Origin of the sequence: Leptothoe sp. EHU-05/26/07-4 (assembly GCF_043421015.1) — a bacterium.
Taxonomy (GTDB): Bacteria; Cyanobacteriota; Cyanobacteriia; order Phormidesmidales; family Phormidesmidaceae; genus Leptothoe; species Leptothoe turfae.
The window spans coordinates 641,550-658,979 of the sequence record NZ_JAXSQV010000002.1; the positions used below are offsets into that span (position 1 = coordinate 641,550).

A 17,430-nucleotide genomic window follows, 5' to 3' on the forward strand; every position below is an offset into this window, starting at 1 on the left:
CGATTTCCCCTGCATTAAGCTATGACTAACTTCCTTTTTCTGATCTGCTTTGCGTAAGTCCTATCTATTTAAAAACCTGCGCGGTGGCGCACTGGTAAGCATTGGGTATATGTTGTCTCCCCTCTCATGGTGGAATGATCTATTTTTTAACCTGCCCATCGCTCTGGCTTTTGGTTATGGGGTGAGTTGGCTAAATTCCCATTGGTTTCTCCCAGGCACAATAATTGGCTACTGGCTCTCCAATGTGCTGGGGATGATTATGATGCAGTTGGGAGCAATCGATATATTTCTGCCTGACGATAAACGGAACATTATCCGAGATACCTTAATTGGCTTGGGCAGTGCCACCCTCTATACAATCATTGTTTCTGCCTTAGTTTACTTCCACGTATGGGATATTCCTGACTTTATAACGGACCTACAGCTCTAATCTCCAAGAACATTTTCATAGAGATTTAAAGACTGCATTGAGGTCCTGTTTGGTCATGTTGGCTTTTACTTTATCGCTGTATAAAATCTTGATTATCTGCTGATCAATCGCTGAATATTCTGTGGTTTCCGTCCACTTTTGGTAAAAAATACTCTCTGGATATTTATATGAGTCATTTAACAATCCTAAAGACTGAGTAAGCTCTTCTCGTAATATATGTTTCTGAGCATTTTCATCGGTAGCCCTCAGTACATCAACATACATTGAGCCCTGGTATATTTCACCATTAGCATCCCAATAAACCCAAAGCAGTCCCCAGTTATCATCCACATAGGGTTTAGCGTTCGGCTCTATATCTGAATACTCTGCTGCACTGCCAAAATGAATTAAATAATTAGACTCTTCTTTAGAGGCTGTTCGTGTCAGCTGAATTGACTCACTTAGCTGGTTAAGCTCGTCGATAATTTTGGTTAACTCTACATCTAAATATGTAGAATATTGCCCAGAAATAAATATTTTTATATCCGTCTCCCATTTGATAACTCGGCCTGTGGATTCACCAAATTCTGAACTCAGAGCAACCTCATAGAAATAGTCTAGAATCTCGTTCGTTTGCTCCACTGACATATTCGTGATCTCAGCATCAGAGCCATCTGCAGTGGATATTGAAGAATTTTCACCATGGGGCTTAAGACAACTACTAAGGCTGACAAGCATTAGAGTAGTGCCGACCAAAAAACGGATCATCAATTGCTAGGTGGCATGGGATTAACTAGCCGGATCTTAGCCTAATCAGCCGGCGACGTAATCTGCGATAGCAACCAATATTGGAGGCCACTTTTGGGGGCTATATCAGTGTGAATAACTTCAAAGCCAAGGTGCTGGTAAAGGGGAACATTTTTCTCGTTATCCGTTCTCAGTAGACAGGTTGAGTAACCGCTACTATACATGTCCCTCAGTGCTGATTGGAGCATCCGTTTGCCCAGCCCCTGCCCCTTGGCCTGCGGATGCACACCCACGAGCCATAGGTAGGCAAACTCCTTTGGTGCTTTGGACAAAAGCACATGTTCACAAAAGCCATCATGGGCTTGTAAACGATTAAATGCATCAAAACCCATGTTCAACGGCGTCCAAATCAATCCGCTCCGGAGTAGCTGAAATAGATTCAAGGGAAGGACATGCCCTGGTAGCCAGGCAAGTACGCCATGTTCTGGAGCAAATTGAACGTTACCGTAAAGCATAGCAGAACGGATAATGGGTAGAAAAAGCTGTGCCAGATTTCTCTCCCGTGTTGCAGCATCGGGAAATAGATAGGCCATAAAGATGTCTTGGGCAAAGGCTGCGCCTAAAACGTCAGCAGCCGTTTCTTGTTGAGCAGTGGTTAAGGTATTCTCTGATTGTTTAATCATAATTCACTACCAAGCTTGGTTTAGACCTTTCCCCATGATTGAGTCTTGGTGCAGGGCAAGAAGTCTTCTGGCAACAGCAGACCTAGACCCCAACCTAAGAGGGGATAGATAGCCCAGGTAATTGTGCCGCTGAGGGTGACGTTTAGGGCAAGTAAAAAGGCATTGACAACCGCATAGGTTTTCAGACTCTGTTGGAATTTCTGGCGCTTTGAAGCTTGCATAGAGACGGACTGCTTGGGCACGGGTACCTGTTGCAAAGTTTGCTCTGCCTGCTGGAGAACCTCTGGGGAGATGCCTAGGTCAGTAGCCATTTCTATGAGTTGCGATCGCGAAAATCCATCTTCCTGCCGCTGTCCCATGGCCGTCACCAAAATTTGCTGCACCTGCTCAGCTGAGTAACCTTCTGCCATTACTAAACCTCCCTACAAGCATCATTCAATATTTACGCTGTCAACTTAAAGATAGCCAACCATATTGACAGTGTCAACATTGTTTTTTTCGCCTGCCTTGGGGCTATTAGGTAAATACGCTAAAGCTCCTTGCACCAAGCTTTCAGGGCACTGTAAGCCGCCAATGCCTTAGAAGTTCCTGAGAATTCAAGTTATTATACAGACCTGTCTATATAATTGAAGTTGTGAGCGACCTTGGCGGCTATTCTTGTCAGCTGCTTTTGATTTATAAGTACAGACCTGTCTACCTATACAGTTACGTAAAGGAGATCCTTGACTATGAAACTTAATAAACGAAATCTCCAAGAACAAAATGATCATATTTACGATGCGGTTGTTGTAGGAGGCGGAGCCGGTGGTCTCTCTGCAGGGATCTATCTGCAACGCTATCTTCTCAATACCCTGATTATTGATAAGGGCAAAGCTCGCTCATTGTGGATGCAGGAATTACACAACTATCTAGGTCTGCCTCCGGATACGCCAGGACGGGAACTGCTTAAGCAAGGGAAAGAGCATTATCTTTCTCTGAATGGCGACTGGCTGAATGCTTTTGTAGAAGACGTGACCGACGCAGGCGACTATTTTATTGTGCGTGTCAAAATTGGCCGTAGCAACAGTGTCTATCACAGCTTTAAGACCCGCTATTTAGTTGCTGCCAGCGGTGTAATTGATCATCTGCCCCAGCTTGAAAATATGCAAAATGTCTTTGATTATGCTGGCTACAATCTGCATGTGTGTCTGATTTGTGATGGCTATGAAGTTGTTGATCAGCGTGTGGGTATTTTTGGTGCCAGCGAAGCCAGCCTGGGGGTTGCCGAACCGTTAAGCTGGTTTACTCGCGATATTGTTCTATTGACCAATGGACAGTTTGAGGTCAGTCCAGAACGTCAAAAGTCTCTAGCTGACCAAGGCTTTGAATTAGTTGAAACGCCCATTAAGCAATTCCTCGGTGAAAACCATCAGATGACTGGTGTGGAGCTAGAAAATGGCTCCAAGGTTCAGCTGCAAGCTGGGCTAGTTTCCATGGGCTCTCGCTACCACAGCGATTACTTAAACGGTATTGATCTGGACTATAAAGGCGGCAACCTGATTACGGATGATATGTTGCGCACATCTCACCCACGTATCTTTGCCATTGGTGACCTTAAAGTCGGTATGAATCAGGTGATTGTGGCCGCCTCTGATGGCGCAAAGGCAGCTACCCAAATTTGGCGAGACATTCGCCGGGTAGAAGGTAGCCGACGTGCTGGGAAAGCAATTGCCGCCTAATAAATTTGTTGTTGCTGAGGATCGGCAACAACAAAAATCTCTTTTACCATCTCTATGTCTTTTCAGAATCATGCTCCCTATTACTATTGAACGTATCCTCCATGCCATAGCCCTTACTAGTCTGGTATCTTCATTTGCCCCCGTTGCCGTCGCTCAACCGTCTACTAACTTGGTAGATGCTGTACCTGAAGAGATCGCCTTAGATCTGAGATCGCCTGACGTACGCAACGGAACTTATCTCTTTAGTAGTGACCTACAGCCAACGTCATCCGATAGCCTTGCTGACAGCTCTGAATCTGCAACTGTTGAATATATGGTGTTACAGCTAGAAGAGAATCAAGTAGTCGGTGGATTCTATCAGCCACTATCAGAATATAGCTGTTTTACAGGAACTGTTCATGGAGAGAGTCTGGATTTGTGGGTGTCTCCTCCTGGTACCACAGAGGTTTATCCCTACAGCATTTTGACCCAGCTACAGCCTACCATAGCGGGGCATCCAGAGGCGACTGGCCTAGCCCCCTATGAACTAGAACTCAGAGATGCCCATCGTCTTAGCACGCTGGATCAGGTGAGCCAAAATGTTCTTAATGCTTGTCTGATTGAGCTGAGCGTTCGTTAACCTAGAAAAGGATAGTCGGGTCCCAAAGGCGTAACCCAGTTGCAGGAGGGGTCACCGAAGATTTAACGCGACAAATATCAGAGCATCACAACGATGACCTACAATGAATAGGTTTATGATCATGTTGCTAGAGCTGCCATGGGTTATTTTCGTTCTGCCATTGATGCGATGACGGGGTATGTACCTGGTGAACAGCCGGCACCAGGTACCAGGGTAATCAAACTCAACACCAATGAGAATCCTTATCCTCCTTCACCTCAGGTGGCAGTAGCGTTAAAAAATATCAATCTTGATCAGCTCAGACGCTATCCTGAGCCATCTGCCAGAGAGTTTCGTCAGGCAATTAGCGAGGTATTTCAGATACCTGCGGATTGGGTGATTGTGGGTAATGGCAGTGACGACATTTTGAATCTTTTGGTACGGGCCTGTGCTGAAGGGGATAATCGTAAAGTTGTCTATCCCATACCCACCTATGTGCTTTACAAGACACTGTCTGCAATACAAACCGCCGATATCGTTGAGATTCCCTATCCTCAGAATTTTCAGTTACCTATCGAGGCGCTAATTGCAGCAAACGGTGCACTCACATTTGTTGCCTCTCCCAATAGCCCCTCCGGTCACATGGTGTCCTTGGATGATTTACGGGCTCTGGCTCAAAATGTGTCAGGTGTGGTTGTGATTGATGAAGCCTACGTGGATTTTGCTGAATTCTCGGCCCTACCATTGGTGCAGGAATTTGAGAATGTTATTGTCTTACGAACACTGTCCAAAGGCTATGCTCTGGCTGGGTTGCGGGTGGGTTTTGGCATTGCCAATCCGACGTTATTAGCAGGGCTGTTGAAGGTGAAGGATAGCTATAACGTGGATGCGATCGCAATCACCTTAGGCGCAGCCGCCATCCGTGATCAAAATTATAAAAATGCCCGTGCCAGTCAAATTAAAGCCTCCCGGTCTAAGCTATCCATCGATTTAAAGCGTTTAGGATTTTCAGTCCCTGAATCCCATGGCAATTTTATCCTGGCCACACCCAACAGCCACCCTGCAGAGTCGCTGTATCTAGCTCTAAAAGAGCAAGGAATTCTTGTCCGTTATTTTAAGCAACCTGGCTTGGAGGATAAACTACGCATCTCCATCGGGACTGAGGAAGAAAACAAAACACTCATAGAAGCATTAGCTAGCTTGATTCAAAACAACCCATAAAAATTTCTCTATTGAGTTAAATATAGGGAAAGGTCAACCAATTTCGGTGTAACGTTGCGCCGAAATTGGCTTGCATACTATCTGATATGTGCTTAAACCAGATATTTGATTAAGTAATGTCTCATTTACTGAAAAAAGATAACATGTTCAGAAAGGTCCGTCGGTAATTTCTGTTCTCGCATATGATTAATCTAATAACTTAAGTTAGTGATTTTGCGAAAAGTCGTTTCGCTTTTTCTAAATCAAGTAGTACGAATCTATTTGATAGCGGTGTGTAGCGGGCACTGACATGAAGAGTCCCGCGTGTAAACTTCTGCTCTAACTGTAGTATGCTTGCCATAGGGCTACTGTATTCCTTCTTCTGGTCTGGTTGGAGACAGAGGGTATGACCCAGGAGGACATATGATCATTTTTCACAATGCTTTGTTTAGGCGTTATTCCCTGGCTTACATTTGTTGAAGATAAAGTTGTTCTAGCGAGCTATTACAGCTTTACAGAGAATTAGCGCTCTATAGAATTCTATAGGCGGTCCCTGACAAGGATCAGAGAAATTTTGGTCTGAGACTTCTGTCTGAGCGCGATCTAAGCTGGCGATCTCGGTGAGGTGATCGTTAAACTCTCCTGTTTAGCCTTGGTTTTAAGCACCATGGTGCCAGCTTTTGTTGGTTTCTATTTTAGAGAATATGGTTGAAACATCACTCTCAGTAGAAAACTGGGTGGCTGTTAGCCAAATGTTTGGGTTGACCGATTTAGTTGATGAGGTGAATGGATCAACAACATCGACTTCAACACCAGTTTTACTATCTTCTTTTCTCCACCATGGCCAGTTAACAGTTGTAGCTAGTGACAACCAAGGTACATTATTTACTAATCCCACGGACCTCAGCGCCAGGATAACCTTTATCCCTGATGTCAATGGACGATGGTTTATTGAGCGTCCACGCCCGATAGATCAAGCAGAATCAGAAATATTGGAACTTGATTCCCAAGGCAGTGAAGAGTGGGCCAATGTAGCAACTGTTGACTCTTATCGTCCTTTAGGTGCAATCCTCTTTAGGCGAGAAAGCTGGGATGACAATACATATAAAAAGGTTGGAACACAGATAACAAAAGGACTAGATCCTGGAGAAAACATCTACTTAGTCTGTAATTTCTATCGTGAAGGCTATGAGGTGCCGGGGAATGTCAATCTCGCTACCAATTTGTATTCTTCGAACAGCGATAGTATAACCGTTTGGTGGTTCCTTGAGGTTGATCAGGAGGAACCTACTCGAGGTGAATTTACAGTCAAAGCTACCTCGGGACGTCTATTTACCAATAACTTTGATCGCACATTAACATTTTATTTTGTGGCTGAGGGAACATGGCAAATTTTCCCAACCGGTCAGTTAATTGAATATATCGGTTATACCGCTATGTATACAGAGGCAGCCGCTACATACCTTCTACCTGGGGCACCCGCTGGCTGCGTACTGGTGGGACGAGGAGAAACAATAAAAGTGGAGACTGGTGATTCTGGGTTAGACGGAGATGATTTAGTCCCCCTTAACGATCAAAGAAGTTGGTCGTTAGACCCAGGAGAAACAATTCTTTTCGTGGCCAATGGCGATCTTTCGCATGCTACAAAACATGAGGATGGGCAAGATGGAGATATTGATTGGACGTTTGAGAAGCATTCTGGTGAGATTGCAGTTAAGTGGACTGTAGTGGAGGTGAGCTAACCACAGAGTACCATTTTGAGCTCGATAACATATTGTCATCTGATGATTAACTGAGCGGTATAAAAAACGCTGCTGGCACCGATGATTGATTTTTTATGAAACCCCATATCCTAGTCACCTTAACAAAAGACGTTGCCCCTGGTCAGATTCCTTATTGGGAGGATGTTGCCCAGCATAAAGCAAAGGCTCCTACTCAGCTCACGCCAGCTGTGGATCAGGTGGCGAAGAAATATGGTCATTCGTTTCAGGTGACGCGGGAGTATAGGTCTGCTAAACCTAATGGTTGGGATCAACATGAACAAGAGAGCAAATTTGATCGCACATATCGTCTGATTTTGCAGCAGAATACAGAAATTCCCGCCGCATTAATTCAGGATATTACGGTTATTCCTAACGTCGAAGCTGTCAACTCCGGTAAGGTGGCGACAGCCGAGCTGCCGGTGATTGCTAAGGGATTGAGTTTTGATACAGATATGCGATCGCGCCAAGCCATCTACCTACCAGAGGCCCATGACTACAGCCAGGGCGATTCCAAAATTACAGTGGCGGTGTTAGATACCGGCATCGATCTCGATCATCCCGAGTTAAAAGAGGTGTTGCTTCCCGGCTATGACTTTGTCGATATTCTCGATGGATCTGGAAAGTTTCTCGGAGACTATTTGGACTATGATGAGGACCCGGAAGACGAGGTGGGTCATGGCACCCATGTCGCTGGAATCATTGCTGGCCAGGGCTTAAAAATGCCGTTAGGAGTGGTGCCCAAGTGCAAGATTTTGCCTGTGCGGGTGTTGGGAGCGATGAAACGTGGCTCTAAAAAGGTCGGCGCAGGTTTGGTGGATAACATCAATTCAGGCATTAAGTGGGCCATTGACCACGGTGCAAATGTGATCAATATGAGTCTTGGCATTGAGCACACAGACGGTGGGCTACCCCATGAAGAAGTAGTGAACTATGCTCGCCGTAAAGGCGTTTCAATTGTTGCCGCGTCTGGCAATGATGGCCAGGAACACCTTTATTATCCAGGGGCACTCCCCCATGTGATTGCGGTGGGAGCCTTGGATGAGTCAGGGGAAATCACGTCGTTTTCCACCTATGGCAAACAGGTTGATTTTGCCGCTCCTGGCACAGATATTTATAGCACTTACATCGGTAATGACTATGGTTTTTCCACGGGAACATCCCATGCTTCACCCTTTGTTGCCGGAGCGATCGCCTTGCTCAAGTCCTATGCTCGACAAAAATACAAGACTAACTTATCTGATCGGCAAGTGAAATATTTGCTCAAGCATACCGCCGACAAACTGGATAAACGGTTTAAACATCCCAAGGCAGGCTTTGGCAAGCTTAACTTATTAGATGCCCTGCGACTATTGGACTACAAGCTTGCCTGATAATACAAGGTTGCTCACGGGGAGGCATACAGTCTTAGGTGAACATGATTATTTTATCTCCAGTTGACTTTGAGATCACTGGTAACTATCCTCAAGCCCACTTCATCGGAGAATAATTTAATGTCAACAACAACGGTCGACCTTAATCTAGTTGTTTACGCAACTCCGGAAGAAATTCAAGCCGATAAGGCTTCTCTTGAAACAGACAACTACACTGCAAAGCTGGAAAATACTGCATATGCTCTGCTCAATGTGATTGAGGCTCTCAAAGACTATCTTCCAGATATTGAGGTATATAACGGTGTTTATCTTCCAGTTACAGTAGCATCAGCTGCCCTGGCAGAGCTTGCGAGGGTAGGAGAGACGCTGAGTCTAGCATCGTCATCAGCAAGTAGTTTTATTACAGAAATACAAGAGTCAGCCGAGTCAGCAGCCTCTTTCGATCCAGGTTCAACCGCAGCAACAGAGGCTCAAACATTACTAAGTAACGCTCAGACGATACAAACAACACTAGAAGAAAGTATCTCAAGCTTTAATGAAGATTCAGGTGAGATAGTTGAGAGTGGTAATTTCATAAAGTCTGTGCCTGCAAATATTCCAAAAATAAAAGAAGTAGCCTTGCTGTATATTTCGCAGCCTACTAAAAGCCCAGCCACCAACAATGATCCTTTAGAAGTAGCCACAGCTACACTAAAAAGTGCCATTCAAGAACAGGTTACTGACGTTTTAAGTGGTCTGGAAGCGAAAGTATTAGAGGCAGCAGCCTTAGCAGCTGCAGCAGCGGCTGCATATGATAATTGGGACACCCTAAGTGACCTATTTGGGATTGAGAGTGCTGAGGGGGAGAGTCCTACTGATGGGGAAAGCACCAATCTAGCTCTGAGTGAAGTGGATAATTGGCTGGTGGTTCAACAACAGTTTGGTCTCTCAGACTTACTCGTCGGCTAGGCTACAGTCGTTAGTAGGCTTAGAGTTTGAAGCACTAAGGTTTATTTGATGACAGTTTTTGCCTTGAGAAATTGAAATTTCTGACTTTATCAGTTTTTTATTGATTTATTGCGGGAAATTACCATGGTTCTTACCTACGCTAACGGTTCTACCACCTACACGGAATACACTGCTGAGTTGGTACTACAAATCAATCCACCAAGCGTCACCTTAGATTCCTATGCTGAAACAGCCTTAAGTAATACAGAAACCTATTTCATCAATCAGGCAGGAGATGACGATCCTAGAGATTACATAACCAGCGAGGGTTTGTTAAGTAGAGTTAATACCCTGACTGAAAAGCTAAATGGCTCTGGATTAGACAATATTCCAAAATTATTACTTTCCAGACCAATCATTTATGCTACCTTGATTAAGGCTGCCCGCGAAGACGAGAGCGTATCAGATGATGATCTTGAAGGGTTATATAGCTCGGTACTGCGAAATGTAAACAATATTCCCAAGCGCTATTTCCTAGCCCAGATGCTTACCCTGGTGCTCAACGATAGGCGCATTCGGCTAAAGTCCACTGATAAGCGTTGGGAACAATTAGACGACCTCACGCTGTCCCAGGGGCTGCCCATCACCATTGGCCAGGTGGAGCCTGCCGTTACCGACCTGCTTTCCACTCTTTACACTGAAGGGAATATTCCTTACTATGTAGCCCAGTTTGCTGAAAGAGACGACAATCCAATCTCTCCCTATTCCTTTACGGCCTCGCTTCAGCAGGGAATGACCGATTATTTGGTCAAGCTGGGTATTGAGATTGATGATGACACCTTTACGGCTGGCGGCTACGATCAGTACTTCCTGATGGCCTACAATGAGGCCCTCAAAACCAGTACGGTTGCTGAAGACCCCATTGATGCTGCACGGGTTAAAGGTGGAGAGACTACTTGGGATTTCTCTGTCGACACCTTTGAGAGTATCGAAGAACAAGGGGTAAGCTCGGACAATATTTTGGCGGCGGGCGCGCTGGACTACATCTACTGTATTGGGGAACGCATGCATGTGTTTGATGTGGCCAATGCACTGGTATTACGCTGGGCTAGCGGCATGCTGGATGTACCTGAGGGGACGACAGCTGCTGCACTTTACCGTTACCACAAACTCCGTAGCGAACGCTCCACACCTCAAGAGCGAGCCATGCTGTATCGCCGAGTCCTGAATCGAGGTGCTGGTCGCCTGCTCTCGAATATGGTTCCCAATGAAGATTTTCCCCGGCTATGGCACCAGCTGATGTCTGAGGTGGCTGAGTACATTCGCAAGGCGGAGGGCAGCTACTCAGCAGATGGTTGGGTCTCCCGAGCCCCCATTTACCAGGCGACGAAGAACCTGCAATATAATCTGAGTGAAAACATGACTGGGATGTCTCACCTACAGGTAACTGAAGATTATGCCCACTTGCAAGAGGCGCTAGATATCATCAAGTCTGAGGATGTGGTGATCTCCTACGGTGGTCGCCGTCAGAGTATTTGGACGGTGATTGAGCAGATTGCCAAAGAAGATTTGGGAATTATGGTCTCCAGTGCTCCCATTCGTACCGCTGCAGTGGAGGGCAACAAGGTTTTTCAGTGGATTGCCACCTTTAATGAAGGTTCGGTTCAAGACAGTATTTTCCAGAATTTCCTCTCTTCGGCAGAGGCTTGGATTATTGCCCAGGCCGCCATGGAAGAAGACGATGACTCCTTTGGGCAGGACGATGACGATATGGACGACGATATCGACATGGATGAGGATGACGATTTTGATGATTGGAATTAGGTAACGAGTGACAAGTAACGAATAACGAATAACAAGTAACAAGTAATAAGTAACAAGGACAGGAACAAGTTACAGGTTACTCGTTATGAGTCAAACGGGGTCCATTTAACAGTTCTATTTGGCGTAGAGAGGCTAAAGTGCCATGTCACAATTGATGTATGACGAAAATATTCAGACAGAAGCGCGGGCGCGGGCGCGATCGCTACTGTCCCAATCCCAATCATTCCGGAATATGGATCGCAATGAACAGGCGGCCATGTATAAGGACGTAGTCATGGCTCAGTGTAAAGAATTGGCTGATGAAGACGGTGGTCAATTAGCAACTCAAAAAGGATTGTCAACGGGCTTGGCTGCCAGTGATCAAATCGATGACAAACGCCATCTCAATGAGCGAATTGGCCCAGAAACGGGAGAGATGGCTGCTGACTTTATCAGTGATGTCGATTTTCCTCAATTTGTCGAAGACTTGCTCACGGGTGTTTTTGACGCGAACTTAAACGTCACCGTAACGCAGATGCAGGAATATCAGAGCCTGTTAAAATCTGCGACCAAATCTCTCAGCAGCTTTGTCAAAAATGTCAGTGATGAAGATGCCTTTGCCCACATGGCAGATAGTATGGGCGATCAATTTAGTTTTATTGAAGATGAGCAGGGGCAACCGGCCCTCGGTAATGCCAGTGGACAACAGCTAGATATTGGCGATAACGAAGTTAGAGCCAGAATTATGGACGCTAAACTGGCACTGGCTCAAGAACAACGAGCCCTGCTGCGAGAAACTATTTTGATGGGTATTTCTCGATTAGTGGTCGAACGTGGTACGGTCAAAGCAGCCGTTGTCTTTGATGTTAAAGCAACTGAAAAGATTAGTAAATCTGACAAGGCTGCCGATTCATCTACCACCAAATCTGGTGGCACCCGTGGAGGCGGCCTGTTTGGGTTCTTGGGCAGACGTAGTTCCAGCACGAACAAGCGCAGCAAGATTAGCGTGTCTTCTGCCAAGAGTACCGCAACTACTGATTTAGCTGCGCAAATTACCGGTTCGGTCGAGCTTGTTTTTAAATCTGATTACTTTAAGTTAGACAACTTTGCCTCGATGTATGGTGGGGAAGCACCAAAACCCCAAAAGCAGGCTCAACCAGGAGAACAACCGGGGCAGTATTTGCCGGGGCAGTAGCTGATGTTTTGTTTCTAGACTCTCTCTTGGTTTTAATGACATCGGGTAAGCACAATGGCTCTGGCAATCTTAAGGTGGCAAGACACGGACGACGACTATACCCACGTCAACATTGATATCGGAATTACCAATCGATATTACCGATATCAGATTGGCGATGAAGCGATCCGTCGTTTTAATGGCCTCAAGCAGTTAGAAGATCCAACCTTTATCTCGCCCCTAATGGGGCCGCTGCCAGAGGAAAGTTTGGGCCGTAAGACATTGGAAATTCCAAATGAGCAGTTTGATCGCAAACATCGTTATCTTCAACTCTTTAGTTTTCGCACGGCTCAGCTAGAAGGCCCCGCTCTTTCTGAAATTGTTCAGATCCCCGCTTTCGGTTTGCAACGTGAGCAGGATGATTCCCACAACGCTGTCTCCCTAAGTTTGGAGGACTCTATGCCATCACAAACCATCGAACAGCCTCCGGTTGAGGTGGTCGCTTTTTCCTATAAAGAAGCCTCTCCGGTGAGTACGGCCATGGCCTTCAAAGGCTTATCATCCGTCATTGGTGGCCTTAAAAAATTTGCCCCCCTGGCAAAAAAAGCTACGGCTGTTGTCACCAGTCCCCAGGCTCAGAACGCCCTGAAACAGGCAGGTACGTTTCTCAAGAACCCTCAAAATCAGCAAATGCTGATGAATGCAGGCACGTCACTCCTGTCAAAAACTGGACTCACAGGACAGCAGCCCATGAATAACCAGGCGATGATGCAGCTCTTGATGAATTTTCTCAATCAGAGCGGTATGGCGGGTACGCCCCAGATGGGCATGATGCCAGGGGCAGGTACCATGCCTGCTATGACAGGAGCTAATCTAATGGGGGCTCAACAAAATCCAATGCTGGCGGCAGGAATGTTTCCAACCCAGCAAATGGGCTCTCAACTGCCCAACTCCTCGGCAGTGAATACAGCGATGTTGGCGCAACAACAGTTGCAGAAAAATCAGCTGAAACGATTCCCCACAGGGATTGCCAATCGCACTACTAACTTGAGTCGAGCCCGATCTTTTTCAACAGCCGCATCCGTCCCCTACAGTGATCAAATGGCCCTGCCAGCCTTGGCAGCCCTGCCGTCACTATTAGGAGGATTAGGTGGCGCGGGGGCAACGGGCGGAGCTTCGGCCCTGATGGGAGGTGCCAACATGAGCGGTTTGGTAACGTCCCTAATGCCTTTGTTGCAGCAGGTCTTAACTCCTGAAACGGTGCAGATGATGATGCAAAACATATCCCCCACCAAGATGTTGGGGGCGGTCACCGACAGCGTCACCCAGGTAGCCAAAGTCAGTCTGGAAGATAAAAAACAAGATCAGCAGCACATTGAGAAATTAATCGCGAATGCAGACGATACTGCCATGGAAAAGTGGGCCTATGGAGCGGCGGTGGTCAATGCCCTAGCTTGGTCACCTGAAGTTGTTGACTATCGGCGGGTGGGTCGGGTGCGGCTGGACTTTATGGATGTTACACCCCTGATGCTCCACGGGCGTTCTCGGGTGCTCTACCATCAGGATCACGACATTGCTTTTCCCCTTAAGTTAGAAACACCCCGCCCGATCCGTAAGGGAATTCTCCAGATCCTGGTGAAGGATCCAGAGAGTCTGGAGATTTTGCTTGAGAAGAAGTACAAAGTTGACGATCTCACCAGTGGGCCGTTGGATGTGGTGCCCACCTTAACGCGAAACCAGCTGGAACTGCTGGAATCCAACGAGGATTATTTAGTGACGGTGGTGCTGGCCTGGAAGGGGCGATCGCGACGAAACCCCAGCCCACGCCGCAAGAAACCCATGGGCACCAGCATGACCCAGATGATCACCCTGATGCGAGACTATTGCTTTGATCGCATTGAAGGTCAGTCGGAAACCGTTACCCTCAATGATGTGGATCGCTATCGGTCTTACTGGCACAAGGTATGGCAGGGGCAACTCTCTAGTCGACGGCGTAGGTTGACCCTGGACTGTAAGTACTACTACACATTGGAACGCGATCGCACTGTCCTGGCTCGGATGGAAACCCTCTCCCGCATTCAACAGACCAGCGACACCCGTCAGGAAGGAAAACTCAAGGCTGGGATGATGCTCAACCCCGAGCGTTTGAACGAACTGCTCGGTCAAATCTCTGACCATGAGCCCCTCGACGACGAACAGTTAAACGCCCTGTTTAATACCGACAACATCAGTCTGTTCAATGCCCTGGCCCGCACTGAGGTCAAATTTAAAGGACGCAAAGGCAGCACCGTTGCCCTGTGGGTCTATCCAGAGTTAAAGATACAGCGGATTTTGCTAAAGCAAGCCTCAGAGATTGACGAAAACGGTCATGTCACCGAGCTAGTAGAAGCTCCGGTGTATTTCCCCATGCCCGCCAAGGCCCACTTTATCGGAGTTAGCGATGATGACTAATGCAAATTCTTCTCCAGACGACCTCACTGGCCATGAACAGTTTGAGGAGCTGGATCCGTTGTTGCCCTTTGCCGATCTCGTTCATAGCCTGACGGACTACGAAAAACAGCGGGTAAACTCTGAGACGGGGCAGGTATTAACGGTGGAAGCAATTAAGGTGGATATGCCCATCGAGTTGCGGGTCACAGTGGATGATGCCGGTCAGGTCACCCTCAAGGGGGCGGCTCCCACCCAGCGGACGACAACAACAGTCTTGCCAGTGTTTCATCGTATGCAGCTGCGCATAGTTGAGGATCACGGGGAGGAGCGCCATGGCCAGTAGTGGAAACAAATCCTGGAATTTAGAATCTTTTCTTGACTCCTTGATCTTTGAGTTAGACAAGGCTCAAGACACCCTGTCGGTCAAAGGGTTAAACCGTCGGTTGACCTATATGGTGCAAGACATGAACCTAGAATTACAGTTGTTTCCAGAGTTTGATGGCGATAATGTGCGTTTTACCACCGCCAAACCCGGCGAAAAGGGGGCCTCTAAAATCTCTTTCCAGTTGGGGTCCATCAGCGATAGCCAAATTCGTGAAGTCACTCGGCCACCGATCCAACAGGGAGAAACCTCCATTGATGAGGTGGACCTGCCCGAAACTGAGCGCAAAGAGTTAAAAAAACTAGGGATTAAATCCACCGAAGATCTGCGTCGAACAGTCCAAGATCGCAATGTGGACCTGGGCAAAGTCACCGAAAAGAAACTCAACTACGGTAGCTTAGCCAACTTAATTAACAAAGCCCATCGTCAGGAAAAGCCCCCCAGTGTGGCCAAGGCCAGTCTCTCTAAATCCCAGGGTGACACGGTTTTAACCTTAGAAGGTAGCAATCTTGCCAGTGCCCAGTCGTTGGATCAGTTTCCGGCTGCAGTGATTAACGATCAGCCGGTGGAGATTCTCTCAGCCAGTGATAAGCAGCTCAAGCTTAAAGTTAAGCAGCAGCATCTGCAAGGTCAGGGAGGGAATCAGCTGAAAGTGGCGTTGGATCCCTACGCAGTATTTACGATGAATTTAGAATCGCAGGTGCAACCACCATAGGGATGGAATTTGGGGGATCGGTTAGTGGCAATAGCGGTTAACCCACCCCGCCTTTTGGGAAGCCCCATTTTGCTATTTGGGATAACACTTCTCGATAGAGAAGCTCTATTGCTCCCAGGAGAGGGATTTAAACAGAGACCTTATTAAAATCTTGTTACTTAAATTTTGAACTTTGAATTTTCACTTTTGAATTCACCATGTCTGCCTACATGCCACCTAGCCACAATCGTCTGTTAGCCCTGGAGCAACACATTCGCCCCCAGCAGCCTCGGGTCAGGCCGTCGCGCCAGTCTCGCTTAAAACAGCCCCAGCCCCGGTACTATCGAGAGCTGACCACTCCTAACTCAGCGTTACAATCGCCCCGGCAGCCACAAACTCAGCAACCCACCGGTCCCTATCGTCAGCTGGCGGCCCAGCTTGGTCAGCGTTACTATACTCCCTCCCAGACCCACACATCAAAATCCGACCTCCCCACCATTTCCACTCCCATTAGCCCAGCCATTGTCGAAACCTTTGAAGCAACTCCAACAACAGTTGCCCAAAAACATCGTCGCCAAACCCTCAACTCCCTACTGACATCTCCCCCTTGGGCTGAGGCTTCGACGGTAAGCTCAGCCGAATTACTTAAGCCCAAGGGCTCAGCCGAACTGCGTCAGTCGAAGCCTTCCCCTCGCTCACCCAAACCAAACCCGACTGCTACCCTAGCCAGCTATAAGTCCCTTGCCACTAGTATCCGCCAGGCAAGACTAGGTCTCTCCACTGCCACTTCAGAGCCCACAACTCCGGTTGAACAGCCTCGCTCATCTGCAATGAATTGGGCTATTGACGAGGTTCTTACAACAGAAGCTGATGCCTCACCAGTAGCACTGAATAGTGTTGTGCAACAAGATGTTACGGAAGTAGAGAGTACACAACAGCCTATGACAAGGGAGACAATAGCATTAGAGGATAGTCTGCAAAATCCCGTCAGCGATTTGCCATTAGAGAATTACTCAGGGAGTGCTCCTGACCATGGGCAGGATACCCAGTCGGATGTTCCGTCGATTGAGATCCAAGTAATCGAGATATTCTCTGATGGTCAAGATCAGTCTCCATGTGAGGCTATGTCACCAGAAGAGGCTTTATCTGAGGATGATATCCTAGCTTCGGCAGCTACGATTGACGTAGTGCCAGTAGTCACTGCCAACGATACCTTTAGTGAGGTTGCACCACCGTCATTCTCTCAACCAATCGCAGATGAGTCCATCACTATTCCTAAGAATTCTTCTGATGTCCCTCAGCAGGCCCATGAGAAAAGTGTGACTGCTGTTACATCGGCCTCTAATGCGGCAGCAGGATTACGCAACAATATGTTGCTGTTGACCTATCAGCTGGCCTGTCCGCCACAACTAGTGAACTATATGGCCCAGCTAAAACACAAACGCCATAAAAGAAAACGTTCCACACAACCCCCACCAATCACATCACCATTTGCCTAAAAAGTATCTTAATCACCTAATTAAATCCCAACC

At 47.1% G+C, this 17,430-nt stretch carries 16 protein-coding genes; 13 read left to right on the top strand and 3 right to left on the bottom strand.

The window, feature by feature from the left end; translation table 11 throughout:
- The first annotated feature begins 49 nt into the window (after positions 1–49).
- Positions 50–430, top strand: coding sequence for a DUF7980 family protein (locus tag U2F10_RS04570; protein WP_499871011.1), 381 nt, complete (start codon positions 50–52; stop codon positions 428–430).
- 15 nt (positions 431–445) lie between these two features.
- Here the strand turns inward: U2F10_RS04570 and U2F10_RS04575 are convergent, their stop codons facing one another.
- From U2F10_RS04575 to U2F10_RS04585, 3 genes are read right to left on the bottom strand one after another with little or no spacing between them, the layout of a single operon-like run.
- The gene (locus U2F10_RS04575) at positions 446–1,177 is read right to left on the bottom strand and encodes a DUF2927 domain-containing protein (protein WP_499871013.1); all 732 of its coding nucleotides are present in this window, start codon (positions 1,175–1,177) and stop codon (positions 446–448) included.
- A gap of 41 nt (positions 1,178–1,218) precedes the next feature.
- Positions 1,219–1,839, bottom strand: coding sequence for a GNAT family N-acetyltransferase (locus U2F10_RS04580; protein ID WP_499865939.1), 621 nt, complete (start codon positions 1,837–1,839; stop codon positions 1,219–1,221).
- A 20-nt stretch (positions 1,840–1,859) separates the two neighbouring features.
- Positions 1,860–2,249, bottom strand: a complete 390-nt coding sequence (locus U2F10_RS04585) for a 2TM domain-containing protein (RefSeq protein ID WP_499871014.1) — start codon at positions 2,247–2,249, stop codon at positions 1,860–1,862.
- 318 nt (positions 2,250–2,567) lie between these two features.
- Between U2F10_RS04585 and U2F10_RS04590 the strand changes: the two genes are divergently transcribed.
- From U2F10_RS04590 to U2F10_RS04645, 12 genes are all read left to right on the top strand, one after another.
- On the top strand, positions 2,568–3,557 hold the full coding sequence (locus tag U2F10_RS04590) for an NAD(P)/FAD-dependent oxidoreductase (protein ID WP_499871016.1): 990 nt from the start codon (positions 2,568–2,570) through the stop codon (positions 3,555–3,557).
- Positions 3,558–3,627: 70 nt separating this feature from the next.
- On the top strand, positions 3,628–4,176 hold the full coding sequence (locus tag U2F10_RS04595) for a hypothetical protein (protein WP_499865936.1): 549 nt from the start codon (positions 3,628–3,630) through the stop codon (positions 4,174–4,176).
- 138 nt (positions 4,177–4,314) lie between these two features.
- Positions 4,315–5,376 (top strand): histidinol-phosphate transaminase, encoded by a 1,062-nt coding sequence (gene hisC / locus U2F10_RS04600; RefSeq protein WP_163664366.1) that lies wholly within the window; start codon positions 4,315–4,317, stop codon positions 5,374–5,376.
- A gap of 683 nt (positions 5,377–6,059) precedes the next feature.
- Complete coding sequence (locus tag U2F10_RS04605; RefSeq protein ID WP_163664369.1) at positions 6,060–7,097, top strand: hypothetical protein; 1,038 nt, start codon at positions 6,060–6,062, stop codon at positions 7,095–7,097.
- A gap of 95 nt (positions 7,098–7,192) precedes the next feature.
- Positions 7,193–8,488 carry a S8 family peptidase gene (locus U2F10_RS04610; RefSeq protein WP_163664371.1) on the top strand — a complete coding sequence of 432 codons (1,296 nt, stop codon included), beginning with the start codon at positions 7,193–7,195 and terminating at the stop codon, positions 8,486–8,488.
- 120 nt (positions 8,489–8,608) lie between these two features.
- Positions 8,609–9,436: a hypothetical protein gene (locus U2F10_RS04615; RefSeq protein WP_499871019.1), complete on the top strand. Its 828-nt coding sequence runs from the start codon at positions 8,609–8,611 to the stop codon at positions 9,434–9,436.
- A gap of 123 nt (positions 9,437–9,559) precedes the next feature.
- Positions 9,560–11,239, top strand: coding sequence for a hypothetical protein (locus tag U2F10_RS04620; protein ID WP_250564932.1), 1,680 nt, complete (start codon positions 9,560–9,562; stop codon positions 11,237–11,239).
- Between the two features lie 142 nt (positions 11,240–11,381).
- Complete coding sequence (locus U2F10_RS04625) at positions 11,382–12,413, top strand: hypothetical protein (RefSeq protein ID WP_499871021.1); 1,032 nt, start codon at positions 11,382–11,384, stop codon at positions 12,411–12,413.
- A 54-nt stretch (positions 12,414–12,467) separates the two neighbouring features.
- Complete coding sequence (locus U2F10_RS04630) at positions 12,468–14,843, top strand: hypothetical protein (protein ID WP_499871022.1); 2,376 nt, start codon at positions 12,468–12,470, stop codon at positions 14,841–14,843.
- Positions 14,833–15,165, top strand: coding sequence for a hypothetical protein (locus U2F10_RS04635; RefSeq protein ID WP_163697827.1), 333 nt, complete (start codon positions 14,833–14,835; stop codon positions 15,163–15,165). Before U2F10_RS04630 ends, U2F10_RS04635 begins: the two co-directional genes overlap by 11 nt.
- Positions 15,155–15,919, top strand: a complete 765-nt coding sequence (locus tag U2F10_RS04640) for a hypothetical protein (protein ID WP_499871024.1) — start codon at positions 15,155–15,157, stop codon at positions 15,917–15,919. Before U2F10_RS04635 ends, U2F10_RS04640 begins: the two co-directional genes overlap by 11 nt.
- A 197-nt stretch (positions 15,920–16,116) precedes the next feature.
- Entirely contained in the window at positions 16,117–17,397 is a 1,281-nt protein-coding gene (locus U2F10_RS04645; protein ID WP_499871026.1) for a hypothetical protein, read from the top strand.
- Positions 17,398–17,430 lie beyond the last annotated feature (33 nt).

Excerpts from the sequence above, each read along its gene's own strand:
- U2F10_RS04575 (WP_499871013.1), bottom strand. The coding sequence starts at position 1,177 with ATGATCCGTTTTTTGGTCGGCACTACTCTAATGCTTGTCAGCCTTAGT.
- U2F10_RS04580 (WP_499865939.1), bottom strand. The coding sequence starts at position 1,839 with ATGATTAAACAATCAGAGAATACCTTAACCACTGCTCAACAAGAAACG.
- U2F10_RS04585 (WP_499871014.1), bottom strand. The coding sequence starts at position 2,249 with ATGGCAGAAGGTTACTCAGCTGAGCAGGTGCAGCAAATTTTGGTGACG.
- U2F10_RS04590 (WP_499871016.1), top strand. The coding sequence starts at position 2,568 with ATGAAACTTAATAAACGAAATCTCCAAGAACAAAATGATCATATTTAC.
- U2F10_RS04595 (WP_499865936.1), top strand. The coding sequence starts at position 3,628 with ATGCTCCCTATTACTATTGAACGTATCCTCCATGCCATAGCCCTTACT.
- hisC (WP_163664366.1), top strand. The coding sequence starts at position 4,315 with ATGGGTTATTTTCGTTCTGCCATTGATGCGATGACGGGGTATGTACCT.
- U2F10_RS04605 (WP_163664369.1), top strand. The coding sequence starts at position 6,060 with ATGGTTGAAACATCACTCTCAGTAGAAAACTGGGTGGCTGTTAGCCAA.
- U2F10_RS04610 (WP_163664371.1), top strand. The coding sequence starts at position 7,193 with ATGAAACCCCATATCCTAGTCACCTTAACAAAAGACGTTGCCCCTGGT.
- U2F10_RS04615 (WP_499871019.1), top strand. The coding sequence starts at position 8,609 with ATGTCAACAACAACGGTCGACCTTAATCTAGTTGTTTACGCAACTCCG.
- U2F10_RS04620 (WP_250564932.1), top strand. The coding sequence starts at position 9,560 with ATGGTTCTTACCTACGCTAACGGTTCTACCACCTACACGGAATACACT.
- U2F10_RS04625 (WP_499871021.1), top strand. The coding sequence starts at position 11,382 with ATGTCACAATTGATGTATGACGAAAATATTCAGACAGAAGCGCGGGCG.
- U2F10_RS04630 (WP_499871022.1), top strand. The coding sequence starts at position 12,468 with ATGGCTCTGGCAATCTTAAGGTGGCAAGACACGGACGACGACTATACC.
- U2F10_RS04635 (WP_163697827.1), top strand. The coding sequence starts at position 14,833 with ATGATGACTAATGCAAATTCTTCTCCAGACGACCTCACTGGCCATGAA.
- U2F10_RS04640 (WP_499871024.1), top strand. The coding sequence starts at position 15,155 with ATGGCCAGTAGTGGAAACAAATCCTGGAATTTAGAATCTTTTCTTGAC.
- U2F10_RS04645 (WP_499871026.1), top strand. The coding sequence starts at position 16,117 with ATGTCTGCCTACATGCCACCTAGCCACAATCGTCTGTTAGCCCTGGAG.